Genomic DNA, 19,131 nt, shown 5'->3' on the forward strand with positions numbered 1-19,131 from the left:
CGGCAATCGAGACAATGCCGATTCCTCCACCTTACTCCAGGAAGGTCCTGTATGCATGTCGTGATTTTCCGCGCCGCCACGCGGCAACTCGATGCCGAATACTTCGCCGTGGCGCAGCAAATGCGCCAACTGGCGCTGGAGCGTTTCGGCTGTCTCGCCTTTGTCTCCGCCAGCGAGGACGGCCAGGAAATCGCGCTGTCCTACTGGCCGGACGCCGACAGCATCCGCGCCTGGAAGGCGCACGCCGATCACCTGTTGGCGCAGCAACTGGGACGCGAGCGCTGGTATCGACAGTACCGGGTGGAAGTTGCGCGCATCGAACGCAGTTATGAATGGGAGCCCACGCCATGATGTATACGCCGGACGCATTCTCGGGCCGCCTGGCCGCGCTGCCGGAACTATTGGCCGCCCATCCCTTCGCCACCCTGATCACCCCGCAGACCGACGGCGAGCCGTGGATCAGCCACTTGGTGCTGCTGGCCGATCCCGAACAGCCGGACTGCCTGCTCGGCCACCTGGCGCGCGCCAACCCGCACAGCCAGGCGCTGCTGCGCGGCCGCAGCGTCGCATTGTTTCACGGGGAACATGGCTATGTGTCGCCGGCCTGGTACGCCGCCGGTGGCGCCCAGGTGCCCACCTGGAACTACCGGGTCGCGCATGCTCACGGCGTGGCGGAAGAAATGGAAGGCACGGCCCTGCTGCGGCAGCTGGAACGGCAGGTGCGCCGGTTCGAAGGCGAATCCGGCTGGCGGCTGCCAAGCGAAAACGCGGCCATCCAGGCGATGCCGCGCGCCATCGTCGGTTTCCGGCTGCGGGTGGAGCGCTGGGATCTCAAGGAAAAACTGAGCCAGAACCGCAGCGCGGCGGACCAGGACGGCGTGGTCGCGGCGCTGGAACGCATCGGGGGCGATGACGGCGCCTTGGCGCGCGCAATGCGCGCCGCGCGGCGCGACTAGCGTCTTTTTATCCGCGGCGGCGGATTCTTTAGCCGCTTTTTACACGTCGAGGCCTAGTATGCGAATGTCTTTTCACCGCGAGGCCTTGCCGATGAGCACCCGCAAATCCGCCATCCGCGCGCAGCCGGCGCGCGGCATCCCCGACTATCTGCCGGATGAAGACGCGGCGCCGCTGGCGCTGCGCCGCTATATTCTCAACGCCCGCTTCCCGCACGAAGAGCGCGAGACAGCCGCGCCCGGCTGGCGCGCCTCCTTGCGTGCCTGGTGGCGGCAAGTGAGCGCGCAACGATGAGCCGCTGTGTCCACACCCTGCGCCACCACCGTGTATTGAGCGCCCATGCCCAGGCCCGCCATCAGCGCATGCCCTGGCTCAAGCGCAAGGCGCGCTTGCCGCGCGCGGCGCAAGCCGGCTGGCTGACGCGCTTGCGCGCCTGGCTGTGCGGCTGAGAACCTGTTTACGATCAGCTAGGCGTCGACGATACGGCCTTGCACAGGCGCTGCGCGTCTTATTTGAGGCGCAGCGGCTCCACCAGCACATTGCTGGTTTCGTCGGCCAGCCAGAGTTGGCCGTCCTGGATGGTGGCGCTCAGCTGCATGCTGCGCTGGCAAATGGCGACCAACTCAGCCAGCGTGGCCGGTTCGACGCGGAACACGCTGAGCTTGTCCAGGCGCGCCAGCTTGTTCTCCAGCTGCGGCCACCATACTTCGCTGGCGCGGCCGCCATAGCTGTACAACACCACTTTATCGGCGCGGCTGCAGGCCTTTTTCAGCCGTTTCTCATCCGGCTCGCCCAGTTCCACCCACAGCTCGATGTCTTCGGCGTAACTCTTCTGCCACAACTCGGGCTCGTCGTCGGCGCTCAGGCCGCGGCTGAACTGCAGGGTTTCGCTGGCGTTGAGCGCGAAGGCGGCCAGGCGCAGCATCATGCGCTCCACGGTTTCGGACGGGTGCTGGGCCAGCGTCAGCTGATGACTGGCGTAATAGCCGCGATCCATGTCGGACACGGCGAGATTGGCTTTGTAAATGGTGGCGGACAGGGCCATGCGGAAACCGGTTTTGCGAAAAAAGAAGCTATTGTACGGGTCAGCCGGCTTTTGCGCGCAATCATCGCGGATGGCCGGCGCCGCGCTGTCTCAGAACCTGTTCAAAGTCTGCTGCGCTTCAGCGATACGGCGTTAAAAACGAGCTCAAAATGCTCATGTACCACTTGTACATTCCGCTTTTTCGCTCGTTTTCGCCTTGTCTCGCCCTTGCTCGCGAGACTTTGAACAGGCTCTCAGGGCGATGGCTGGCTGGAGCAATCCAAGGGCTCGCCGCGCCAGGTAATGCTGGCCTCGCGCCCCTTGATCCACAACTCCAGGCCCGGCGCCGCATAGCGCGCGCCGCTGCCGCTCAGGCCCTGGTGCAGAATGGCGGTGGAACCGTTGTATTCCAGTTTCACCGTGGGCGGATGGGTGCGGTAGAACGTTGCCAACACGGTGCGGGTGGCATTGCCCTTGCAGACATAGCGCAGCGGCGTCAGCGCCGGCGCCAGGCCCCAGGCCGCCTGCAACTGGGTGATGCGCATGATGTAGACGTCGCCCAGGCACATATGCATGTCCTCGGTCTTGACGCAGTCCTTCAGGCTTTTTACCCAGCGGCGCTGCTCGGCGATCAGCTTGGACTCGGCGCCCGGCCGGCCCTGCTGCGCCAGCTCCAGCGCCTGGGCGTAGACCTTCTCCAGCCTATTGTCCTGACGGGTCAGGCTGTCGTCCTGGCACACCATGGCTTCCACCGGATTGCCCGGCTTGTCGCATTTGAAATCGGTGGCAACCGGCGCGCCGGCCTCGGTCGCTTCCTCGGCCGGTTTGCCGCCGTCGGCCACGCGGCCATGTCCGCCGTCGCCGCGACCGTGGTCGTTCCTGCCGGCGGCCAGCGCCAGCGCCGGACACAATATGATCAAGCCGATCAGCCTATGGGCGGATCCAGGCATACCGATTTCCTCTGAACTGCGTTATCGCCACCCGACTCCGGGCGGCCACATCCAAACAGGCATCCGCCGGCGCCGGCCAGGCACATAGTGCCGCACCGGCGCGAAGCCAACATGATACCAGTTCGCTCATGCGCATTTATTAATAATAAGCGCCGCCGCCGTATCCCGGAGCGGCGCGTGATTCCGCTGGAATGGATATGACAATGCGGCGACAAGTTCCCAAAACGGCCATTTGCCGGTACACTCCGGCCTCCCGCGCGCAAAATTCCAATCTTTGCGCGCCGCGCGCGCTTCATCCGGAAGCGCCCACCGCATACCCCTAACTTTTTCCCGTCAGCCTGGATTGGTTCGCACATACTGCGATAGGCCGTCGCAGGAGCAAACATGTCCACACTCACCTTTGCCGACCTCGGTCTGGCTGAACCGTTGTTGCGCGCCGTCAGCGAAACCGGCTACACCACCCCCACCCCGATCCAGGCGCAGGCCATTCCGCAAGTGCTGCAAGGCGGCGACCTGCTGGCCGCGGCCCAGACCGGCACCGGCAAGACCGCCGGCTTCACCCTGCCGCTGCTGCATCTGCTGATGGGCAAGCCGGCCACCCAGCCGGGCCGCCCGCGCGCGCTGGTGCTGACGCCCACTCGCGAGCTGGCAGCCCAGGTGGAAGAATCGGTGCAGACCTACGGCAAACACCTGCCGCTCAAATCCATGGTGATGTTCGGCGGCGTCAACATCAATCCGCAGACCCGCGCGCTGCGCAAGCCGCTGGACATCCTGGTGGCCACTCCCGGCCGCCTGCTGGACCACGCCGGCCAACGCAATATCGATCTGTCCGGCGTTGAGATCCTGGTGCTGGACGAAGCCGACCGCATGCTGGACATGGGCTTCATCCACGATATCCGCAAAGTGCTGGCGCTGCTGCCGGCCAAGCGCCAGAACCTGCTGTTCTCCGCCACCTTCTCCGACGAGATCAAGGGCCTGGCCGATCGCCTGCTGGACAATCCCAAGCTGGTGGAAGTGGCGCGCCGCAACACCACCAACGAACTGGTGAACCAGAAAGTCCACCTGGTGGACCGCGACCGCAAGACCGAACTGCTGATGCACCTGATCAAGGAGCACAACTGGTTCCAGGCGCTGGTGTTCACCCGCACCAAGCACGGCGCCAACCGTCTGGCGGAAAAACTGGACAAGAGCGGCATCCCCGCCGCCGCGATTCACGGCAACAAGAGTCAGAACGCACGTACCCGCGCCTTGGCTGACTTCAAGAGCGGAGAATTGCAAGTACTGGTAGCCACCGATATCGCCGCGCGCGGCCTGGACATCGACCAATTGCCGCAAGTGGTCAACTTCGAACTGCCCAATGTGCCGGAAGACTATGTGCACCGCATCGGCCGCACCGGCCGCGCCGGCAGCAAGGGCGAGGCGGTGTCCCTGGTGTGCGTCGACGAATTCAACTTCCTGAAAGACATCGAGAAGCTCACCAAGCAGTCGATCGAGCGCTTCAGCGTGCCGGGCTTCGAGGCGGACTTGTCGGTGAAGCCAGAGCCCATCCCGATGGGCGGCGGCAATCGCCGCGGCCAGCCGCAGCGCCAGGGCGGCGGCGGCAAACCGCGCCACCAGCCGGACAGCAAGCCCACCGGCCACGGCCACCGCGCCCCGGCGTCCAAGCCGCGCCAGGGACAAGGTCAGGGACAGGCCAAAAACACAACAGGCGGCCAAACCGGCCAGCGCGCGCAGCAAGGCCAGGGCCAGCGCGGCAAGCCCGCCGCCTCGCGTCCGAGCTCGGCGCTGTTCAGCCCGCCTAAAGGCCGCTAAAACCGCGCGCGGCGCCGCACCCACAGGGCGCGGCCGCCGCCGCGGCCATCCACATCCCTCCCTCCGCCGCGGCTTGTCCGCACCCTCGCCGGCCCCGCGGCGCTGGAAGCGCTTTACGGCGGACGGCAAACCTGCCTACGATTCAGCAACAAACAATATCGAGCGGAAGCTGCCCGCGCCGCGCTTCACGCGGGCGGCACGCATACAGCGCGCACAGATCGAGCAAGGATTCGGGGAATGATGAGACTTCGCAGCTGGCTGCTGGGCAGCCTGGCTGTAGTCCTGCTGGCGGCAGCTCAGCCGCAGGCCGCGCCACGTCTGAAAGTCATCCTGTCCAACCAGGAGTGGCCGCCCTATATGGGCAAGGAACTGCCGTACGACGGCATTTTGTCGCGCTTGGTGAAAGAGGCGTTCGCCCGCGCCAATGTCGACGTGACCTTCCGCTACTATCCCAATAACCGCACGCTGCAATCGGCGCGCAACGGCACCGTGGACGGCAGCTTCGGCTGGGCGCCGACGCCGGAGCGCAAGCAGGATTTATTGTTCACCCAGCCGGTGCTGCATGCGCGCATGGTGTTCTTTCAGCGCCGCAACGCCAGCTTTCCCTGGAGCGACCTGTCCAATCTGCGCAATGCCAGGGTGGGCGTCACCGTAGGGAATTTCTACTCCGACGAATTCAACCAGCAAGTGGCCGCCGGCCGGCTGATTCCGGACGTGGCGCCGGACGACGTCACCAATCTGCGCAAGCTGCTGGCCGGACGCATCGACCTGTTTCCCATCGACCAGGAAGTGGGCCAATATCTGATCGCCCGCAACTTCCCGCCGCGGCTGGCACAGCAATTGGAACCGCAAAGCAAATCGTTCTGGGTGGCGCCGCTGCATGTGGTGATCTGGCGCAAGCATCGCCAGGGTCCGGAGCTGGTGGAGCGTTTCAATCGCGGCCTGAAGGCGCTACAGGACAGCGGCGAGTTTGAACGCCTGGTGGCGGACACCCGCGCCGCCAGCCTGGCTTATCACCGGCCGATCCGGATGCCCTGAACGCGCCGCTTACCCGAGATCGGCGCTGCTGAGCACCACCGGGCGGCTATGGAAATAACCCTGGAACCAGTCGAAACCCAGCTCGCAGCAACGCTCGAACTGCGCGTGGCTGTCCACCTTTTCCGCCAACAGGATGCCGTCGAAACCGTCCAGCTGCGCCTTCAACGCCGGCAAGCGCGCCGCTTCCACCGCCGCCACGTCCACCTTGACGATGTCCACCAGCGGCAGCATCGCCATCTGATCGGCCCCCAGGTGGACCACATCGTCCAACGCCAGGCGGAAACCACGGGCGCGCAATTGCGCCATGCGCAGCAGCAATTCGTCGGTGACCGTCACGGTTTCCAGGATTTCCAGCACCAGCCGTTCCGCCGGCAATTGATCCAGGATACGGTCTTGCAGCAAATCGGCGCTGGCATTGATGAAGCCGGGAAACTGCCCCAACACGTCCACATTGCCCAATTCGCCGAAAGCGTTGCGCAACACCTCGGCGCTGGCCAGCAGATCGTCGCGCACCAGGGCGAAATTGGCCGGACTGGAGCGGAACAATAGCTCATAGGCCACCAGTTGCTGCTGACGGTCGACGATGGCCTGGCGGCCGAGATAACGGAAGGAATCGGGCATGCGTCGATATTACAGGATATTGCCGCCGCTGTTGGGCATCTCCTGCCGACGCGCTGAAAGAATATGACAGCTTATGCCTGACCATCGCCGTTAAATGCGGTAAGGTTGCAGATTACCTCGGTCAAGAGAGCCGCCATGTTGCCAACCCGACAAATTCCGCGCGAGGAAATCAAGACCCTGCCGCTGTTCGCCGGCCTGACGCCGGAACAAGTGCGGCTGGCGGAAACGCCGGAGCAGGCCGCCGCCGCGCTGCAGGCGCTGGCCGGCTGCGCGGTGCTGGGTTTCGACACCGAATCGCGCCCGACTTTCCACAAGGGCGAGAAACCCACCGGTCCGCACCTGATCCAGCTAGCCAGCGACGACGGCGCCTGGCTGTTCCCGGTACAGGACGGCCAGTGCGCGCCGGAACTGAAAACCCTGCTGGAAGACCCCAAGCGGCTATTGGTGGGCTTTGAGCTCAGTTCGGACCAGGCGCTGCTACAACAGCGGCTGGGCATCCGCTGCGGCCGGGTGCTGGACCTGGTGGACCACTTTCCCAGCGACGACGCGCGCATCACCGTCGGCGCGGTGCAGGCGGTGGCGCGGCTATTCGGCCAGTACTTCCGCAAATCCAAGAAGCTGTCCACCACCAACTGGTCCAAGCTGCCCTTGAGCCCGGCGCAGCAGGCCTATGCCGGCAACGACGCCTGGGTGGCGCTGCGGGTATACCGCGAGCTGGACGCCCGCGGCGGTTTGCGGCGCGGCGGCTGAAGCCGCGCCGGAACAAACATCAGGGCAGCCGCGTAATGCGGTTCAGCGCCGGCACCGCCACCGGCGACGCGCTGGCGAAATAGCTCTCCAGCACATCCACGTCCACCTTGCCGCCAACCCGGTTGCTGCCCTGGGTCAACACGGTGAAGCCATCGCCGCCGCCGGCGATGAAGTTGTTGACCTGCACCCGGTAGCTTTGCTGCGGATCGATGGCGATGCCGTTGATCTTGATGCTGCCGATATCCACCTTGCTGCCCGCCGGCGCCGACTGGCTCCAGCTATAGCTGAAGCCCTGGGACACTTGCAGGATCTTGGCCCGGGTCGGATCGCTCCACTGCTGTTCCAGCAATTGGTCTATCTGCGCGCCGGTCAAGGTCAGCGTGGTCATCACATTGCCGAAGGGCTGGGTGGTGAACAGTTGATTGTAGGTAACGTTGCCGCCGGCGCCGGGAATGATGTCGGCGCGCACGCCGCCCGGATTCATGAAGGCCACCACCGCGCCCTGGGCGGCGCCGGCCGCCAGTTGCGCGTCGGCCACCACATCGCCCAGCGCGGTTTCGCCGGCCGGCGACGCGCTACGATCCAAGGTGCCCGCCGCCTGGCCCGCCACGCGGTTGGCCACCGGCGCCACCAGGTCCTTGTACAGCTTGATCAGATTGCTGACCGAGGCCAGCGGCGCGATGTCCTGGCTCACCACCCGGTTCTGCGCCTGTATCGTGCCGGGCTTGATGTCGCGAGTGGCCGGGTCCAGCACGAAGTCGATCTCGGTGAACAACTGGCCGTAGTTCTTGGCGCTGGTCACCTGGCGACCGTCGATCACGCAGTTGTAAGCCTGGTGGGTGTGGCCGGTGACCACCAGCTTCACCGCCTTGTCCAGCTTCTTGACGATGTCGACAATCGCGCCGGACACGCCGTTGCAATCATTGAAGCCGCCGCTCTGGTAGCCGCCCTCGTGCACCACCACCACCACGGCTGAAACGCCCTGCCGTTTCAGCTGCGGGATCAGCTGGTTCACCGTGGCCGCCTCATCCTGGAAGCTCAAGCCCTTGATGCCGTCCGGCGACACGATCTCCGGCGTGCCCTTCAGCGTCATGCCGATGAAGGCCACCGGGATGCCGCCGAACTTCTTGATCTCGTAAGCCGGCAGCAGCGTGCCGCCATCGCTTTTTTTGACGTTGGCGGCCAGGAATTTGAATTTGGCGCCAACGAACTTGCCGTTCTGGCAGGAGGTGGTGGGCGCGTCGGCCTTGCAGCCGCCGTTCTGCATGCGCAGCAGTTCCTGCTGGCCGTCGTCGAACTCGTGGTTGCCTACGGCGTTGAGGTCCAGGCCCAGCAGGTTCATCGCCTCGATGGTGGGTTCGTCGTGAAACAGGCCGGACACCAGCGGGCTGGCGCCGATCAGGTCGCCGGCCGACACCACCACGCTATTGGGCGACTTGGCGCGCAACGCCTGCACCCAGGCCGCCAGGTAATCGACGCCGCCGGCGTTGACCTTGATGGTCTTGCCCGGGTTGGCCGGGTCCGGCACCGTCAATTGGCCGGGCATTTCCAGATTGCCGTGGAAATCGTTGAAGGCGATCATCTTCACCGCCACCGGTTGCCGCGACACGCCGGAATTCTGGTCGCCGGGCGCCCAGCCGCCGGAACCGGAGGAACAACCGAACAGCGCCAGGCTCAAGGCCAGGCACAAGCTTGCAGTCTTCAGTTTCACGAAACCCATCCTTAGTCTTGTATGCCGCCGCGACCCGCCGGCCGCCAGCGATGGAGGAGACGCCGCGCCCACTGCCATGGACATCGAGCGGCGTTCCGATCGCGCGCACTATAGCAAACAAAAATGACAAAGAATTAAAACTTTCGTGATACGAAGCAAACTGACTCACCGCCCTCAATCGGCGCGCGGCTGCGCCTGCAACGCCGCCAGCGCGTCGGGAGTGTTGAGATTGGGAAAAGCGTAATCGAACTCGACTTCGACATGATCCAGGCCGGCCAGCCAGCCGCGGATGGAGCGGCCGCCGCCGGCCAGGTAGGCGGCCAGTCCGGCGCTGAGGCCGGGCGCCAGCGCCAGCAGGCTGGGGTGCCAGCCGTCGCGGTCGCGCGCGCTGGCCGCCTGGCGGCCATCCGCCAGCGCCGCCAGCAAGCGACGCGAGAAATCGGCCGGCAGCCGCACCGCGTCGCAGGGCATCACCAGCCAAACCGCGCCGTCGTCCCGCTGCAAGGCCGCCAGCACCCCGGCCAATGGACCGGGGAAATCCGGCAGCGGGTCTTGCAGCAGCGGGCAGCCGAAACCGGCGTACACCTCCAGATTGCGATTGGCCGAGATCCACACCCGCGCCGGCGCCGGCAGTTGCGCGGACAAGGCGGACAAGGCGTGCGCCAGCAGCGGCCGGCCCGACAGCGCCACCAGGCCCTTGTCGGCGCCGCCCATGCGCGTGGCTCGGCCGCCGGCCAGGATCAGCGCCTGATGGCTCATTGCCAGCGTTCCGCCGCCTGGGCGTCGCTGTGCTTGGCTTCCACCCAGCGCTCGCTGCCGTCAACCAGGATTTCCTTCTTCCAGAACGGCGCGTCCTGCTTCAGGTAGTCCATCAGGAATTCGGCGGCGGCGAAGGCGTCGCGGCGGTGGCTGCTGGCCACCACCACCAACACGATGGGCTCGCCCAACGCCAGCCGGCCGATGCGGTGTATCAATGTGGCCGCCTGCAGCGGCCAGCGCCGGCGCGCTTCTTCCACGATGGCGGCCAGCGCCTTCTCGGTCATGCCCGGATAATGCTCCAGCTCCAGCGCGGTCACATCGCGGCTGTCGCCGTAATCGCGCACCAGGCCGCTGAAGCTGACCACCGCGCCGCAGGCCGGATTGCCGGACAAGGCGTCGATCTCGACGCCGGCGTTGAAGCGTTGCGGCTGCACCCGCACCGTGAACGGCTCCATGCTCAACCTCCGGTCACCGGCGGGAACACCGCCACTTCGTCGCCATCCTTCAACACCGTGTCCAGCCGCGCCATTTGCTGGTTCACCGCCACGCGGAACACCCGGTCGGCGGCCAATTCCCGCGTCCAGGCCTCGCCGCGCAGCCGCAGTTCCACCAGCAAGTCCGCCACCGTGGCCGCCTCGCTGTCCAGGTGTTCGCTCTCCAGACCGAATTCGTCCCGCAAGCGGGCAAAATACAAAAGACTCAGTTTCATCGCCTGCCTCTGTTCACAATTGAGCGGATACCGCAGTGTAAGCAATCCGCGCCGGGCCTCCAATACGTCAAGGTGGCTAGGCCTGTCCGCAAAAAAGCCCGCACGCGGCGGGCTCGTAGGGGAAGAGCAGCGGATCTTTACTTAACGATCTGCGCCAGTTCGCCCTTCAGGTATTTATTGGCCATGGTGTCCAGGTTGATCGCCTTGATCTTGCTGGCCTGACCAGCGGAGCCGAAGGCCTCGTAGCGGGCGATACAGATGTCGCGCATCGCGTCGGTGGACACTTTCAGATATTTGCGCGGATCGAACTCGGCCGGGTGCTGCGCCAGGAAGCGGCGGATCGCGCCAGTGGAGGCCAGGCGCAGGTCGGTGTCGATATTGACCTTGCGCACGCCGTGCTTGATGCCTTCCACGATCTCTTCCACCGGCACGCCGTAGGTTTCGCCCAGATCGCCGCCGAACTCGTTGATGATCTGCAGCCATTCCTGCGGCACGCTGGAGGAGCCGTGCATCACCAGGTGGGTATTGGGGATGCGCGCGTGGATTTCCTTGATGCGGTCGATGCGCAGCACGTCGCCGGTGGGCTTCTTGCTGAACTTGTAAGCGCCGTGGCTGGTGCCGATGGCGATCGCCAACGCGTCCACGCCGGTGTCCTTGACGAACTGGGCGGCTTCTTCCGGATCGGTCAGCAGCTGGCTATGGTCGAGCACGCCTTCGGCGCCCACGCCGTCCTCTTCGCCGGCCATGCCGGTTTCCAGGCTGCCCAGGCAGCCGATCTCGCCTTCCACCGACACGCCGCAGGCGTGGGCGAAATTAACCACGGTGCGAGTGACATCGACGTTGTAGGCGTAATCGGCCGGGGTCTTGCCGTCGCTCTTCAGCGAGCCGTCCATCATCACCGAGGAGAAGCCGAGCTGGATCGAGCGCTGGCATACGTCCGGGCTGGTGCCGTGGTCCTGGTGCATCACCACCGGGATGTGCGGGAATTCTTCCACCGCGGCCAGGATCATGTGGCGCAGGAAGGGCGCGCCGGCGTATTTGCGCGCGCCGGCGGAGGCCTGCACGATCACCGGGGCGTCCACCTTGTCGGCGGCCTCCATGATGGCGCGCATCTGCTCCAGGTTGTTGACGTTGAAGGCCGGCAGGCCGTAGCCGAATTCCGCTGCGTGGTCCAGCAGCTGACGCATGGAAACGAGAGCCATGGTGTTCAATCTCCGCAAACTGCTCCGCCGGGGCGGAGCATGGTTGGCGCCCGGACCGCGCGGCGGCCCGAGGCGAATTCATCAATTCAGTGTCTGGACACGCTGGACAACAACAGGCCGGCGCCGACGAAAGCGCCGCCGGATACCTTGTTGACCAGCTTGAGGCGCCGCGCGCTGTTCAGCCAGCCGGCCAAACGCGCGCCGCCGCCGGCGTAAGCCAGCTGCCACGACGCCTCGATCACGTAAAACGTCGCCGCCAGGATCGCCAGCTGCGGCCCCTGCGGCTGCTGCGCGTTCATGAACTGCGGGAACAGCGCGGTAAAAAAGATAAAGGCCTTGGGATTGCTCATCGCCACCAGAAAGCCGGTGCGGAACATGCCCCAGGGCGTGTGCTTGCCGGTCGCCGCCTCGCGGATTTCCTCCACCGGCTGCGGCTGGCTACGCCAGGTCTTGATCCCCAGATAGATCAAATACGCGGCGCCGGCGTATTTTACCAAGGAAAACAGCAGTTCGGAGGTGGCCAGCAGCGCGCCCAGCCCGGCGGCGGAGCCGAACATGATCAAACCCAGCGCTGTCATCAGGCCAAAACAAGTCATCAGCGTGCGCCGCACCCCGTAATGGATGCCGTGGGTCATCGCCAGCAGCATATTGGGGCCGGGCGTGGCCGAGACGAAAAACACGGTGGTGACGAACAGCAACCAGGTATTGAGCGACATGGATATCTCCGGCGGGTGGGCCATCGGGATGCAACGGCGTTGAATTAGGCAGTGTAACGCAAGCCATTCATCCCGATAGCCTTTTTCCCCATTCTCAGCCGGCGCGCTCGGCCAGGATCGCCACCGCCGGCAGTTCCTTGCCTTCCAGGAACTCCAGGAAGGCACCGCCGCCGGTGGAGATGTAGCTGATATCGTCGGTGATGCCGTACTTGGCGATCGCCGCCAGGGTGTCGCCGCCGCCGGCGATGGAGAAGGCCGGCGACGCCGCGATGGCCTGGGCCAGGGTCTTGGTGCCGCCGCCGAACTGCTCGAACTCGAACACGCCCACCGGGCCGTTCCACACCACGGTGCCGGCCTTGGCGATGATGGCGGCCAAGGCCTGCGCGGAATCCGGGCCGATGTCCAGAATCATGTCGTCGGCCTCCACCTCCGCCGCGCTCTTGGTGACGGCGGCGGCGGTTTCGGCGAACTCCTTGGCGCAGACCACGTCAGCCGGCAGCGGCACATCGCCGCCGCGGGCGCGGATCTTGGCGATCACCTTTTTGGCTTCGTCCACCAGTTCGGCCTCGGCCAACGATTTGCCTATGGCCTTGCCCTCGGCCAGCAGGAAGGTGTTGGCGATGCCGCCGCCGACGATCAACTGGTCCACCTTGTCGGCCAGCGATTCCAGAATGGTCAGCTTGGTCGACACCTTGGAGCCGGCGACGATGGCCACCAGCGGTCGCGCCGGCGCTTGCAAGGCCTTGCCCAGCGCTTCCAGTTCCGCGGAGAGCAGCACGCCGGCGCAGGCGGCCGGCGCGAACTGGGCCACCGCGTGGGTGGAGGCTTCGGCGCGGTGGGCGGTGCCGAAGGCGTCGTTGACGAACACATCGCACAAGGCGGCGTAAGCGCGGCCCAGATCGGCGTTGTTCTTTTTCTCGCCCTTGTTCAGGCGCACGTTTTCCAGCATCGCCACTTCACCGGGCGCCACGCTGAAACCGGACTGCCAGTCCGTCACCAGGCGCACCGGCCGGCCCAGCAGGCTGGACAGACGCTCCACCACCGGCGCCAGGCTGTCTTCCGGCTTGGGCTCGCCCTCGGTGGGGCGGCCCAGATGGGTCATCAGGATCACGCCGGCGCCGGCCTTCAGGCACAGCTCGATGGACGGCAGGCTGGCGCGGATGCGGGTGTCGTCGCCGATAACGCCGTTTTTCACCGGCACGTTCATGTCCACGCGGATCAGCACGCGCTTGCCGGCCAGGGCCTGTTCGGAAAGTTTATTGAATTTCATCGTTCGCTCGCTCGGGTTTGGATTCGCTTGTCGATTGATTCATCGGCGCAGGCTCCGGCTTGGCGCCAGGGCGGCCGCATTTTTTGCAGTACGGAAAAAAGGCGAAATTGCGCGCGCCGCAGTCGCAGCCGCGGAACAGCTGCAGGCCGCAATGCACGCAGTAATCGGCGTCGTCGCCGGCAATATTGTATTGATGGTCGCAGGACGGGCAAGTTTTCTTCTGGTAGGCGCCCAAGGCCTGGGCGTAGGCCACGTGGCGCGCGCGCTCGCTCTGGCTTTGCTGCAGTTCGGCGCGCTTTTTCTCGGCGTAGCGCTGGAAGGCCTGGATCATGCGCAGGCCGGCGAACACGGTCAGCGCGATGCCCACCGCCAGCCGCACATAGCCGCCGAAATTGGGCAGATAGGGCAGCAGCTCGACGAAGAAGGCAAACAGCGCGAATAGGCCGAAACCGTAAACGAAGAACCAGTAACGATGCGTCCGATAGCGGCTGAACAACCATACCGCCAGCAACAGCAGCGGCAGGATCACCGCCAGCCGCAGCAGGAACACTTTCAATTCGAAACGCTGGTAAGCCTGCTGGTAACGGTCCTGGGCGACGGCATCCACCTTGGCGATCTCTTCTTGCAGCGTTTGCCGGCGCTGCTCCAGCGCGCGCAGGCCGTCGCTCGCCCGGTCTTCCTTCTGCTGCCATTGCAGGATCTGCGCCTGCAGGGCGTCCAGTTCCCGGGTGCGGCGGCTGACTTCGGCGCTTTGCTGCGGATCGGCGCTGGTGGCGCGGCTGGCCAGCCAGTTGGCCAGGCCCTTGCGCTGGGTCTGGTAATTGCGCTCCAGCTGCTCGCGGGTGGCGCCGAGGTTTTCCAACTGGGCGCGCTGCGCGTCGTTCTGGCGCTGCAGCGTCTGCTGCCGCTGCCGCAGCGGCTCGATGCCGGCCTGCTGTTGCAACGTTTCCAGCTGCGGCGGGCCGCCGTCCGGCACGTAGAACAGATCGCGGATCACCAATTCGCCCAGATTGGACAGGAAACCGGCGAACACCAAGGCCACCAGCCAGGAGGCCAGCCGGACCCATTTTTCCGGGCGGGACAGTGCTTGGTTTTGTCGCATGCTGCTCTCCTGTGGCGGCGGGTTCAGCGGGGGCGATATCGGTGATCGCCCGGCCAGTGTATGCCAAAAAAACGGCCCTACCTTAACACCAATCAAATGCCGGTGGATGTAGCGCCCGCGCTAGCGGACGCAAAAAAATCCGGGCCGGCAGCACGCTGCCGGCCCGGATTGCCTGGATCACTTCCTCATCAGCAGGCGAACATCGCGCGCGCGGTGCGCAGCATCTGGCAGCTGAAACCCCATTCATTGTCGTACCAGGCCAGCACTTTCACCATATTGCCGCCAGTCACCTTGGTCAGCGTGGAATCGAAGGTGGAGGCTTCCTCGGTGTGGTTGAAGTCGCCGGACACCAGCGGCAGGGTGTTGTAGCCGAGAATGCCCTTCATCGCGCCGTTGGACGCTTCCTTCAGGATGTCGTTGACCTCGTCCTTGGTGGTATCGCGCGCAGCGCTGAAAGTCAGGTCCACCAGCGACACGTTGATGGTGGGCACGCGCACCGAGAAGCCGTCCAGCTTGCCCTTCAGTTCCGGCAGCACCAGGCCCACGGCCTTGGCCGCGCCGGTCTTGGTCGGAATCATATTGTCGGTGGCGGAGCGGGCGCGGCGCAGGTCCTTGTGCTTGACGTCGGTCAGCACCTGGTCGTTGGTGAAGGCGTGGATGGTGGTCATCAGGCCTTTCTTGATGCCGATGGCCTGGTGCAGCGCCTTGGCCACCGGGGCCAGGCAGTTGGTGGTGCAGCTGGCATTGGACACCACGGTCATTTCCGGCTTCAGCACGTCGTGGTTGACGCCGTAAACGATGGTGGCGTCGACATCGTCGCCGCCCGGCGCGGAAATCAGCACCTTCTTGGCGCCGGCGTCCAGGTGGGCCTGGCACTTTTCCTTGCTGGTGAAGGCGCCGGTGCATTCCAGCACCAGGTCCACGTCCAATGCCTTCCACGGCAGTTCCGCCGGGTTGCGGGTGCTGAAGAACGGGATTTTGTCGCCGTTCAGGATCAGGTGGGCGTCGTCCTGCTCGACCTCGCCGGGGAAGCGGCCGTGCACGGTGTCGAACTTGGTCAGGTGGGCATTGATGTTGAGATCGCCGGTGGCGTTGACGGCCACTACCTTGAAATCGTCATGCAGCTGGTTTTCGTAGATGGCGCGCAGTACCTGGCGGCCGATGCGGCCGTAACCATTGATGGCGATGCGGATAGTCATGCTTCTAAATCTCCTGGAGGACGATCCGGAGCGCCCGGTTTCCCGGCCGGCGCTCCGCGTGTTGTGTAGTGCGTCCACTACATGAAACGGCGAACAAAAGGCCATTGCTTTCGCAATGGCCTGTCTTTACATCACAGCAGCGCTTTGGTCTTGGCCACTACATTGTCGACGGTGAAGCCGAAGGCCTGGAACAGCTGCGGCGCCGGGGCGGATTCGCCGAAGTGATCGATGCCGACCACGTCGCCGTCCAGGCCCACGTATTTGCGCCAGAAGTCCGGATGACCGGCTTCGATCGCCAGCCGCGGCAGGCCGGCCGGCAGCACGCTGTCGCGCCAGGCCTTGTCCTGCCGGTCGAACACATTGGTGCACGGCATCGACACCACGCGCACGGCGATGCCTTCCGCCGCCAGCGCGTCCTGCGCCTTCAGCGCCAGTTCCACTTCGGAACCGGTGGCGATCAGCACCGCGCGGGCGCCGGCGGCGTCGCGCAGCACATAGCCGCCCTTCTGGATCGCGGCCAGCTGCGCCGCGTCGCGGACAACGAAGGGCAGATTCTGGCGGCTCAGCACCATGCTGCTCGGCGTGGTCTTCTGCTCGACGGCGTGCGCCCAGGCCGCCGCGGTTTCGGCGGTGTCGCACGGGCGCCAGGTGTGGTGGTTGGGGATGTAGCGCAGCGTGGCCACTTGCTCCACCGGCTGGTGGGTGGGGCCGTCTTCGCCCAGGCCAATGGAATCGTGGGTGAACACGAAGATCGGGTTGATCTTCATCAGCGAAGCCATGCGCAAGGCGTTGCGCGCGTATTCGCTGAACATCAGGAAGGTGCCGCCGTACGGACGCAGGCCGCCGTGCAGGGTCATGCCGTTCATGATGGCGGCCATGCCGAACTCGCGCACGCCGTAGCTGATGTAATTGCCCTGGCCGTCGTGGTCTATCCACTTGGAGCCGGACCAGTTGGTCAGGTTGGAGCCGGTCAGGTCGGCGGAACCGCCGACGAATTCCGGCAGCACCGGCGACAGCGCTTCCAGCGCGATCTGGCTTGCCTTGCGGGTGGCCACGGTCTGGGCGGCGTCGGCGATCTTGGCCAGCGCGGCGGCCTTGGCCTCTTCCCAGCCAGCCGGCAGTTCGCCGCTCATGCGGCGGCTGAATTCGGCGGCCAGTTCCGGGAAGGCGGCGCGGTAGGCGTCAAAGCGCTTGTTCCATTCGATCTCGGCCAGCGCGCCCTTGTCGCGCGCGCTCCACTCGGCGTAGATCTCGGCCGGGATTTCGAACGGCGCGTGCGGCCAGTTCAGGCCTTCGCGCGCGGCGGCGATTTCGGCCGCGCCCAGCGGCGAGCCGTGGCAATCGTGGCTGCCCTGCTTGGTGGGCGCGCCAAAGCCGATGGTGGTCTTGCAGCAGATCAGCGTCGGACGCGCGCCTTCCTTCTGCGCGGTGGCGATGGCGGTGGCCACTTCCACCGGGTCGTGACCGTTGACGTTCTTGATCACCTGCCAGCCGTAGGCTTCGAAGCGGGCCGGGGTATCGTCGGTGAACCAGCCTTCCACGTGGCCGTCGATGGAGATGCCGTTATCGTCCCAGAAGGCGATCAGCTTGTTCAGGCCCCAAGTGCCGGCCAGCGAGCAGGCTTCGTGGCTGATGCCTTCCATCAGGCAGCCGTCGCCCAGGAAGGCATAGGTGTGGTGGTCGACGATTTGATGGCCGTCGCGGTTGAACTGCGCCGCCAGCATTTTCTCGGCCAGCGCCATGCCCACCGCGTTGGTGATGCCCTGGCCCAGCGGGCCGGTGGTGGTTTCAATGCCGGGAGCGTAGCCGTATTCGGGATGGCCGGGAGTCTTGGAGTGGAGCTGACGGAACTGCTTGAGGTCTTCGATGGAGAGGTCGTAGCCGGAGAGGTGCAACAGGCTGTAGATCAACATGGAACCGTGACCATTGGACAGCACGAAGCGGTCGCGGTCTGGCCAGTTGGGATTGGCCGGGTTATGTTTCAGGTGATCGCGCCACAAAACTTCCGCGATGTCTGCCATCCCCATCGGGGCGCCGGGGTGACCGGATTTGGCTTTTTCAACGGCATCCATGGACAGGAAGCGGATGGCGTTGGCAAGCTCGGTACGGGTGACCATTTCGGGAAAACCTCAAGACTTGTGTGGAAACCGGGACGACGGCAGCGCCATCCGAAACATGCCTCCGGCATGGATCAACCGTCGCAAAATCATGGAATTATCGCTGATTTTCACCATTGGCGGCAACCGCCGCGCCGCGCAAAATAATGCGGCGGCATGGCCGGGCGCGAAAAACCGCCGAACAGCGCCGTTTTGCCGGATAATGCCGCAAATGGCAAAAATGCATTTCGAATCAAAAACCTGTCGTCGACGCTGCGACCGGCATTGTCGATGACAAACGGGCAGAATGCAGGGCAAACACGCTTCCGAAGAAACCCGGAACGCGAATCATGGTCAGTCTGGGTCCATCTTGATGGCGCGCGAGCGCCGCAACCCCGAGTGGCAAAACCTTTTTGGAGATTTCGATGCAATCATTCGACGCGCTGCCCATGCCGCGCAAAGTCGCGTTCAGCCGCGGCTGGCGCTGGATCGTGGAAGCGTTCTACATTGTCCGCCAGCAACCGCTGACCTGGATTCTGCTGGCGCTGGCTTATCTGGTGATCAACTTCATCGTCAGCATGATCCCGCTGCTGGGCGGCCCGCTGTCCTTCTTCCTGGCGCCGGTGTTCGCCGCCGGCTTCATCCTGGCGGCGAAAAAGAGCGAGCAAGGAGCGGAGCTGGAGCTGGGCGATCTATTCGCCGGCTTCAAGACCGCGCTGCGGCCGCTGATCAATGTGGGCATGCTCTACCTGGCCATCCTGATCGTCATCGGCATTGCGCTGGGCCTGCTGATGGGCGTGCTGGGCATCAGCGTCAGCAAGAGCGATCCCAACGCGATCCCGGTGATCGCCGGCCCCATCGCGCTGGCCGCCTTCATCGGCGGCGTGGCCGTGTTCCTGGTCAGCCTGGCTTACTGGTTCGCGCCGGCGCTGGTCACGCTGCAGCAGCTGGGTCCGTGGCAGGCGATACGCACCAGCCTGCAGGCCGGCCTCGCCAACTGGGGCGCGGTGCTGGTCAGCGGTCTGATGCTGGCGGTGCTGGCCTTCATCGCGATGATTCCGCTGGGCCTGGGCCTGTTGCTGTGGTTCCCGGTGCTGTACGTGACCGCCTACACCGGCTGGAAGGATATCTTCGGCCAATCCGCGGCGCCGACGCGTCCGGACGAGCCGGTGGTGTTCTAAACCCGGCTCACTTCCCCATATCAAGCCCCGCCCAGCG

General features: G+C 65.0%; 22 protein-coding genes. 9 read left to right on the forward strand and 13 right to left on the reverse strand.

Annotation, left to right across the window (positions count from 1 at the left end):
- Window positions 1-51 precede the first annotated feature (51 nt).
- Genes ACE3QM_RS06415 through ACE3QM_RS06430 form a run of 4 tightly spaced genes read left to right on the forward strand, consistent with a single transcriptional unit; the run spans window position 52 to window position 1,403 of the window.
- Complete coding sequence (locus ACE3QM_RS06415) at window positions 52-351, forward strand: antibiotic biosynthesis monooxygenase (protein ID WP_231461132.1); 300 nt, start codon at window positions 52-54, stop codon at window positions 349-351.
- Entirely contained in the window at window positions 348-956 is a 609-nt protein-coding gene (locus ACE3QM_RS06420; protein WP_374421017.1) for an FMN-binding negative transcriptional regulator, read from the forward strand. The genes ACE3QM_RS06415 and ACE3QM_RS06420 overlap by 4 nt, the downstream gene beginning before the upstream one ends.
- 58 nt (window positions 957-1,014) lie before the next feature.
- Window positions 1,015-1,248, forward strand: a complete 234-nt coding sequence (locus tag ACE3QM_RS06425) for a hypothetical protein (protein WP_374421019.1) — start codon at window positions 1,015-1,017, stop codon at window positions 1,246-1,248.
- Complete coding sequence (locus tag ACE3QM_RS06430; protein WP_156183732.1) at window positions 1,245-1,403, forward strand: hypothetical protein; 159 nt, start codon at window positions 1,245-1,247, stop codon at window positions 1,401-1,403. The genes ACE3QM_RS06425 and ACE3QM_RS06430 overlap by 4 nt, the downstream gene beginning before the upstream one ends.
- A 59-nt stretch (window positions 1,404-1,462) precedes the next feature.
- Here ACE3QM_RS06430 and ACE3QM_RS06435 read toward each other — a convergent pair whose 3' ends face one another.
- Both ACE3QM_RS06435 and ACE3QM_RS06440 read right to left on the reverse strand, forming a co-directional pair.
- On the reverse strand, window positions 1,463-1,999 hold the full coding sequence (locus ACE3QM_RS06435) for a YaeQ family protein (protein ID WP_231461135.1): 537 nt from the start codon (window positions 1,997-1,999) through the stop codon (window positions 1,463-1,465).
- A gap of 233 nt (window positions 2,000-2,232) precedes the next feature.
- Complete coding sequence (locus ACE3QM_RS06440) at window positions 2,233-2,928, reverse strand: MliC family protein (protein ID WP_374421022.1); 696 nt, start codon at window positions 2,926-2,928, stop codon at window positions 2,233-2,235.
- A gap of 384 nt (window positions 2,929-3,312) precedes the next feature.
- Between ACE3QM_RS06440 and ACE3QM_RS06445 the strand changes: the two genes are divergently transcribed.
- Together ACE3QM_RS06445 and ACE3QM_RS06450 are read left to right on the forward strand one after the other, a co-directional pair.
- Window positions 3,313-4,740: a DEAD/DEAH box helicase gene (locus ACE3QM_RS06445; RefSeq protein WP_048408483.1), complete on the forward strand. Its 1,428-nt coding sequence runs from the start codon at window positions 3,313-3,315 to the stop codon at window positions 4,738-4,740.
- Between the two features lie 237 nt (window positions 4,741-4,977).
- Window positions 4,978-5,778 (forward strand): ABC transporter substrate-binding protein, encoded by an 801-nt coding sequence (locus ACE3QM_RS06450; protein WP_053074216.1) that lies wholly within the window; start codon window positions 4,978-4,980, stop codon window positions 5,776-5,778.
- Window positions 5,779-5,787: 9 nt separating this feature from the next.
- Here the strand turns inward: ACE3QM_RS06450 and ACE3QM_RS06455 are convergent, their stop codons facing one another.
- Entirely contained in the window at window positions 5,788-6,399 is a 612-nt protein-coding gene (locus ACE3QM_RS06455) for an EAL and HDOD domain-containing protein (protein ID WP_374421026.1), read from the reverse strand.
- A 135-nt stretch (window positions 6,400-6,534) separates the two neighbouring features.
- On the opposite strand from ACE3QM_RS06455, the gene ACE3QM_RS06460 reads away from it, so the two are divergent.
- Complete coding sequence (locus ACE3QM_RS06460) at window positions 6,535-7,149, forward strand: 3'-5' exonuclease (RefSeq protein ID WP_231461138.1); 615 nt, start codon at window positions 6,535-6,537, stop codon at window positions 7,147-7,149.
- Between the two features lie 19 nt (window positions 7,150-7,168).
- Here ACE3QM_RS06460 and ACE3QM_RS06465 read toward each other — a convergent pair whose 3' ends face one another.
- The 10 genes from ACE3QM_RS06465 to tkt form a co-directional block, all read right to left on the reverse strand.
- Window positions 7,169-8,860, reverse strand: coding sequence for a bifunctional UDP-sugar hydrolase/5'-nucleotidase (locus tag ACE3QM_RS06465; protein ID WP_374421028.1), 1,692 nt, complete (start codon window positions 8,858-8,860; stop codon window positions 7,169-7,171).
- Window positions 8,861-9,034: 174 nt separating this feature from the next.
- The gene (mobA, locus tag ACE3QM_RS06470) at window positions 9,035-9,619 is read right to left on the reverse strand and encodes a molybdenum cofactor guanylyltransferase MobA (protein WP_374421030.1); all 585 of its coding nucleotides are present in this window, start codon (window positions 9,617-9,619) and stop codon (window positions 9,035-9,037) included.
- Entirely contained in the window at window positions 9,616-10,074 is a 459-nt protein-coding gene (gene moaE / locus ACE3QM_RS06475) for a molybdopterin synthase catalytic subunit MoaE (protein WP_048408486.1), read from the reverse strand. The genes mobA and moaE overlap by 4 nt, the downstream gene beginning before the upstream one ends.
- Window positions 10,075-10,076: 2 nt before the next feature.
- Window positions 10,077-10,328, reverse strand: a complete 252-nt coding sequence (moaD, locus tag ACE3QM_RS06480; RefSeq protein ID WP_048408487.1) for a molybdopterin converting factor subunit 1 — start codon at window positions 10,326-10,328, stop codon at window positions 10,077-10,079.
- Between the two features lie 137 nt (window positions 10,329-10,465).
- Window positions 10,466-11,530: a class II fructose-bisphosphate aldolase gene (fba, locus tag ACE3QM_RS06485; RefSeq protein ID WP_048408488.1), complete on the reverse strand. Its 1,065-nt coding sequence runs from the start codon at window positions 11,528-11,530 to the stop codon at window positions 10,466-10,468.
- Window positions 11,531-11,616: 86 nt separating this feature from the next.
- Window positions 11,617-12,246 (reverse strand): LysE family translocator, encoded by a 630-nt coding sequence (locus tag ACE3QM_RS06490; protein WP_374421033.1) that lies wholly within the window; start codon window positions 12,244-12,246, stop codon window positions 11,617-11,619.
- A 94-nt stretch (window positions 12,247-12,340) separates the two neighbouring features.
- The gene (locus ACE3QM_RS06495) at window positions 12,341-13,516 is read right to left on the reverse strand and encodes a phosphoglycerate kinase (RefSeq protein ID WP_374421035.1); all 1,176 of its coding nucleotides are present in this window, start codon (window positions 13,514-13,516) and stop codon (window positions 12,341-12,343) included.
- Window positions 13,503-14,618, reverse strand: coding sequence for a serine endopeptidase (locus ACE3QM_RS06500; protein WP_374421037.1), 1,116 nt, complete (start codon window positions 14,616-14,618; stop codon window positions 13,503-13,505). Before ACE3QM_RS06500 ends, ACE3QM_RS06495 begins: the two co-directional genes overlap by 14 nt.
- A 188-nt stretch (window positions 14,619-14,806) precedes the next feature.
- Window positions 14,807-15,817 carry a type I glyceraldehyde-3-phosphate dehydrogenase gene (gene gap / locus ACE3QM_RS06505; RefSeq protein ID WP_048408492.1) on the reverse strand — a complete coding sequence of 337 codons (1,011 nt, stop codon included), beginning with the start codon at window positions 15,815-15,817 and terminating at the stop codon, window positions 14,807-14,809.
- Between the two features lie 131 nt (window positions 15,818-15,948).
- Window positions 15,949-17,934 carry a transketolase gene (tkt, locus tag ACE3QM_RS06510; RefSeq protein ID WP_048408493.1) on the reverse strand — a complete coding sequence of 662 codons (1,986 nt, stop codon included), beginning with the start codon at window positions 17,932-17,934 and terminating at the stop codon, window positions 15,949-15,951.
- Between the two features lie 91 nt (window positions 17,935-18,025).
- Between tkt and ACE3QM_RS06515 the strand changes: the two genes are divergently transcribed.
- Entirely contained in the window at window positions 18,026-18,208 is a 183-nt protein-coding gene (locus tag ACE3QM_RS06515) for a hypothetical protein (protein WP_374421039.1), read from the forward strand.
- Window positions 18,209-18,338: 130 nt separating this feature from the next.
- Window positions 18,339-19,094, forward strand: a complete 756-nt coding sequence (locus ACE3QM_RS06520) for a BPSS1780 family membrane protein (protein ID WP_374421041.1) — start codon at window positions 18,339-18,341, stop codon at window positions 19,092-19,094.
- Window positions 19,095-19,131 lie beyond the last annotated feature (37 nt).

Origin of the sequence: Chromobacterium sp., assembly GCF_041912965.1 — a bacterium.
Classification (GTDB): domain Bacteria; phylum Pseudomonadota; class Gammaproteobacteria; order Burkholderiales; family Chromobacteriaceae; genus Chromobacterium; species Chromobacterium aquaticum.

Coding starts and splice junctions, on each gene's coding strand:
- ACE3QM_RS06460 (WP_231461138.1), top strand. CDS start 6,535: ATGTTGCCAACCCGACAAATTCCGCGCGAGGAAATCAAGACCCTGCCG.
- gap (WP_048408492.1), bottom strand. CDS start 15,817: ATGACTATCCGCATCGCCATCAATGGTTACGGCCGCATCGGCCGCCAG.
- ACE3QM_RS06520 (WP_374421041.1), top strand. CDS start 18,339: ATGCAATCATTCGACGCGCTGCCCATGCCGCGCAAAGTCGCGTTCAGC.
- mobA (WP_374421030.1), bottom strand. CDS start 9,619: ATGAGCCATCAGGCGCTGATCCTGGCCGGCGGCCGAGCCACGCGCATG.
- ACE3QM_RS06490 (WP_374421033.1), bottom strand. CDS start 12,246: ATGTCGCTCAATACCTGGTTGCTGTTCGTCACCACCGTGTTTTTCGTC.
- ACE3QM_RS06415 (WP_231461132.1), top strand. CDS start 52: ATGCATGTCGTGATTTTCCGCGCCGCCACGCGGCAACTCGATGCCGAA.
- ACE3QM_RS06455 (WP_374421026.1), bottom strand. CDS start 6,399: ATGCCCGATTCCTTCCGTTATCTCGGCCGCCAGGCCATCGTCGACCGT.
- ACE3QM_RS06500 (WP_374421037.1), bottom strand. CDS start 14,618: ATGCGACAAAACCAAGCACTGTCCCGCCCGGAAAAATGGGTCCGGCTG.
- ACE3QM_RS06445 (WP_048408483.1), top strand. CDS start 3,313: ATGTCCACACTCACCTTTGCCGACCTCGGTCTGGCTGAACCGTTGTTG.
- ACE3QM_RS06450 (WP_053074216.1), top strand. CDS start 4,978: ATGATGAGACTTCGCAGCTGGCTGCTGGGCAGCCTGGCTGTAGTCCTG.
- ACE3QM_RS06435 (WP_231461135.1), bottom strand. CDS start 1,999: ATGGCCCTGTCCGCCACCATTTACAAAGCCAATCTCGCCGTGTCCGAC.
- ACE3QM_RS06440 (WP_374421022.1), bottom strand. CDS start 2,928: ATGCCTGGATCCGCCCATAGGCTGATCGGCTTGATCATATTGTGTCCG.
- ACE3QM_RS06495 (WP_374421035.1), bottom strand. CDS start 13,516: ATGAAATTCAATAAACTTTCCGAACAGGCCCTGGCCGGCAAGCGCGTG.
- ACE3QM_RS06425 (WP_374421019.1), top strand. CDS start 1,015: ATGCGAATGTCTTTTCACCGCGAGGCCTTGCCGATGAGCACCCGCAAA.
- moaD (WP_048408487.1), bottom strand. CDS start 10,328: ATGAAACTGAGTCTTTTGTATTTTGCCCGCTTGCGGGACGAATTCGGT.
- ACE3QM_RS06420 (WP_374421017.1), top strand. CDS start 348: ATGATGTATACGCCGGACGCATTCTCGGGCCGCCTGGCCGCGCTGCCG.
- ACE3QM_RS06515 (WP_374421039.1), top strand. CDS start 18,026: ATGGAATTATCGCTGATTTTCACCATTGGCGGCAACCGCCGCGCCGCG.
- moaE (WP_048408486.1), bottom strand. CDS start 10,074: ATGGAGCCGTTCACGGTGCGGGTGCAGCCGCAACGCTTCAACGCCGGC.
- tkt (WP_048408493.1), bottom strand. CDS start 17,934: ATGGTCACCCGTACCGAGCTTGCCAACGCCATCCGCTTCCTGTCCATG.
- fba (WP_048408488.1), bottom strand. CDS start 11,530: ATGGCTCTCGTTTCCATGCGTCAGCTGCTGGACCACGCAGCGGAATTC.
- ACE3QM_RS06430 (WP_156183732.1), top strand. CDS start 1,245: ATGAGCCGCTGTGTCCACACCCTGCGCCACCACCGTGTATTGAGCGCC.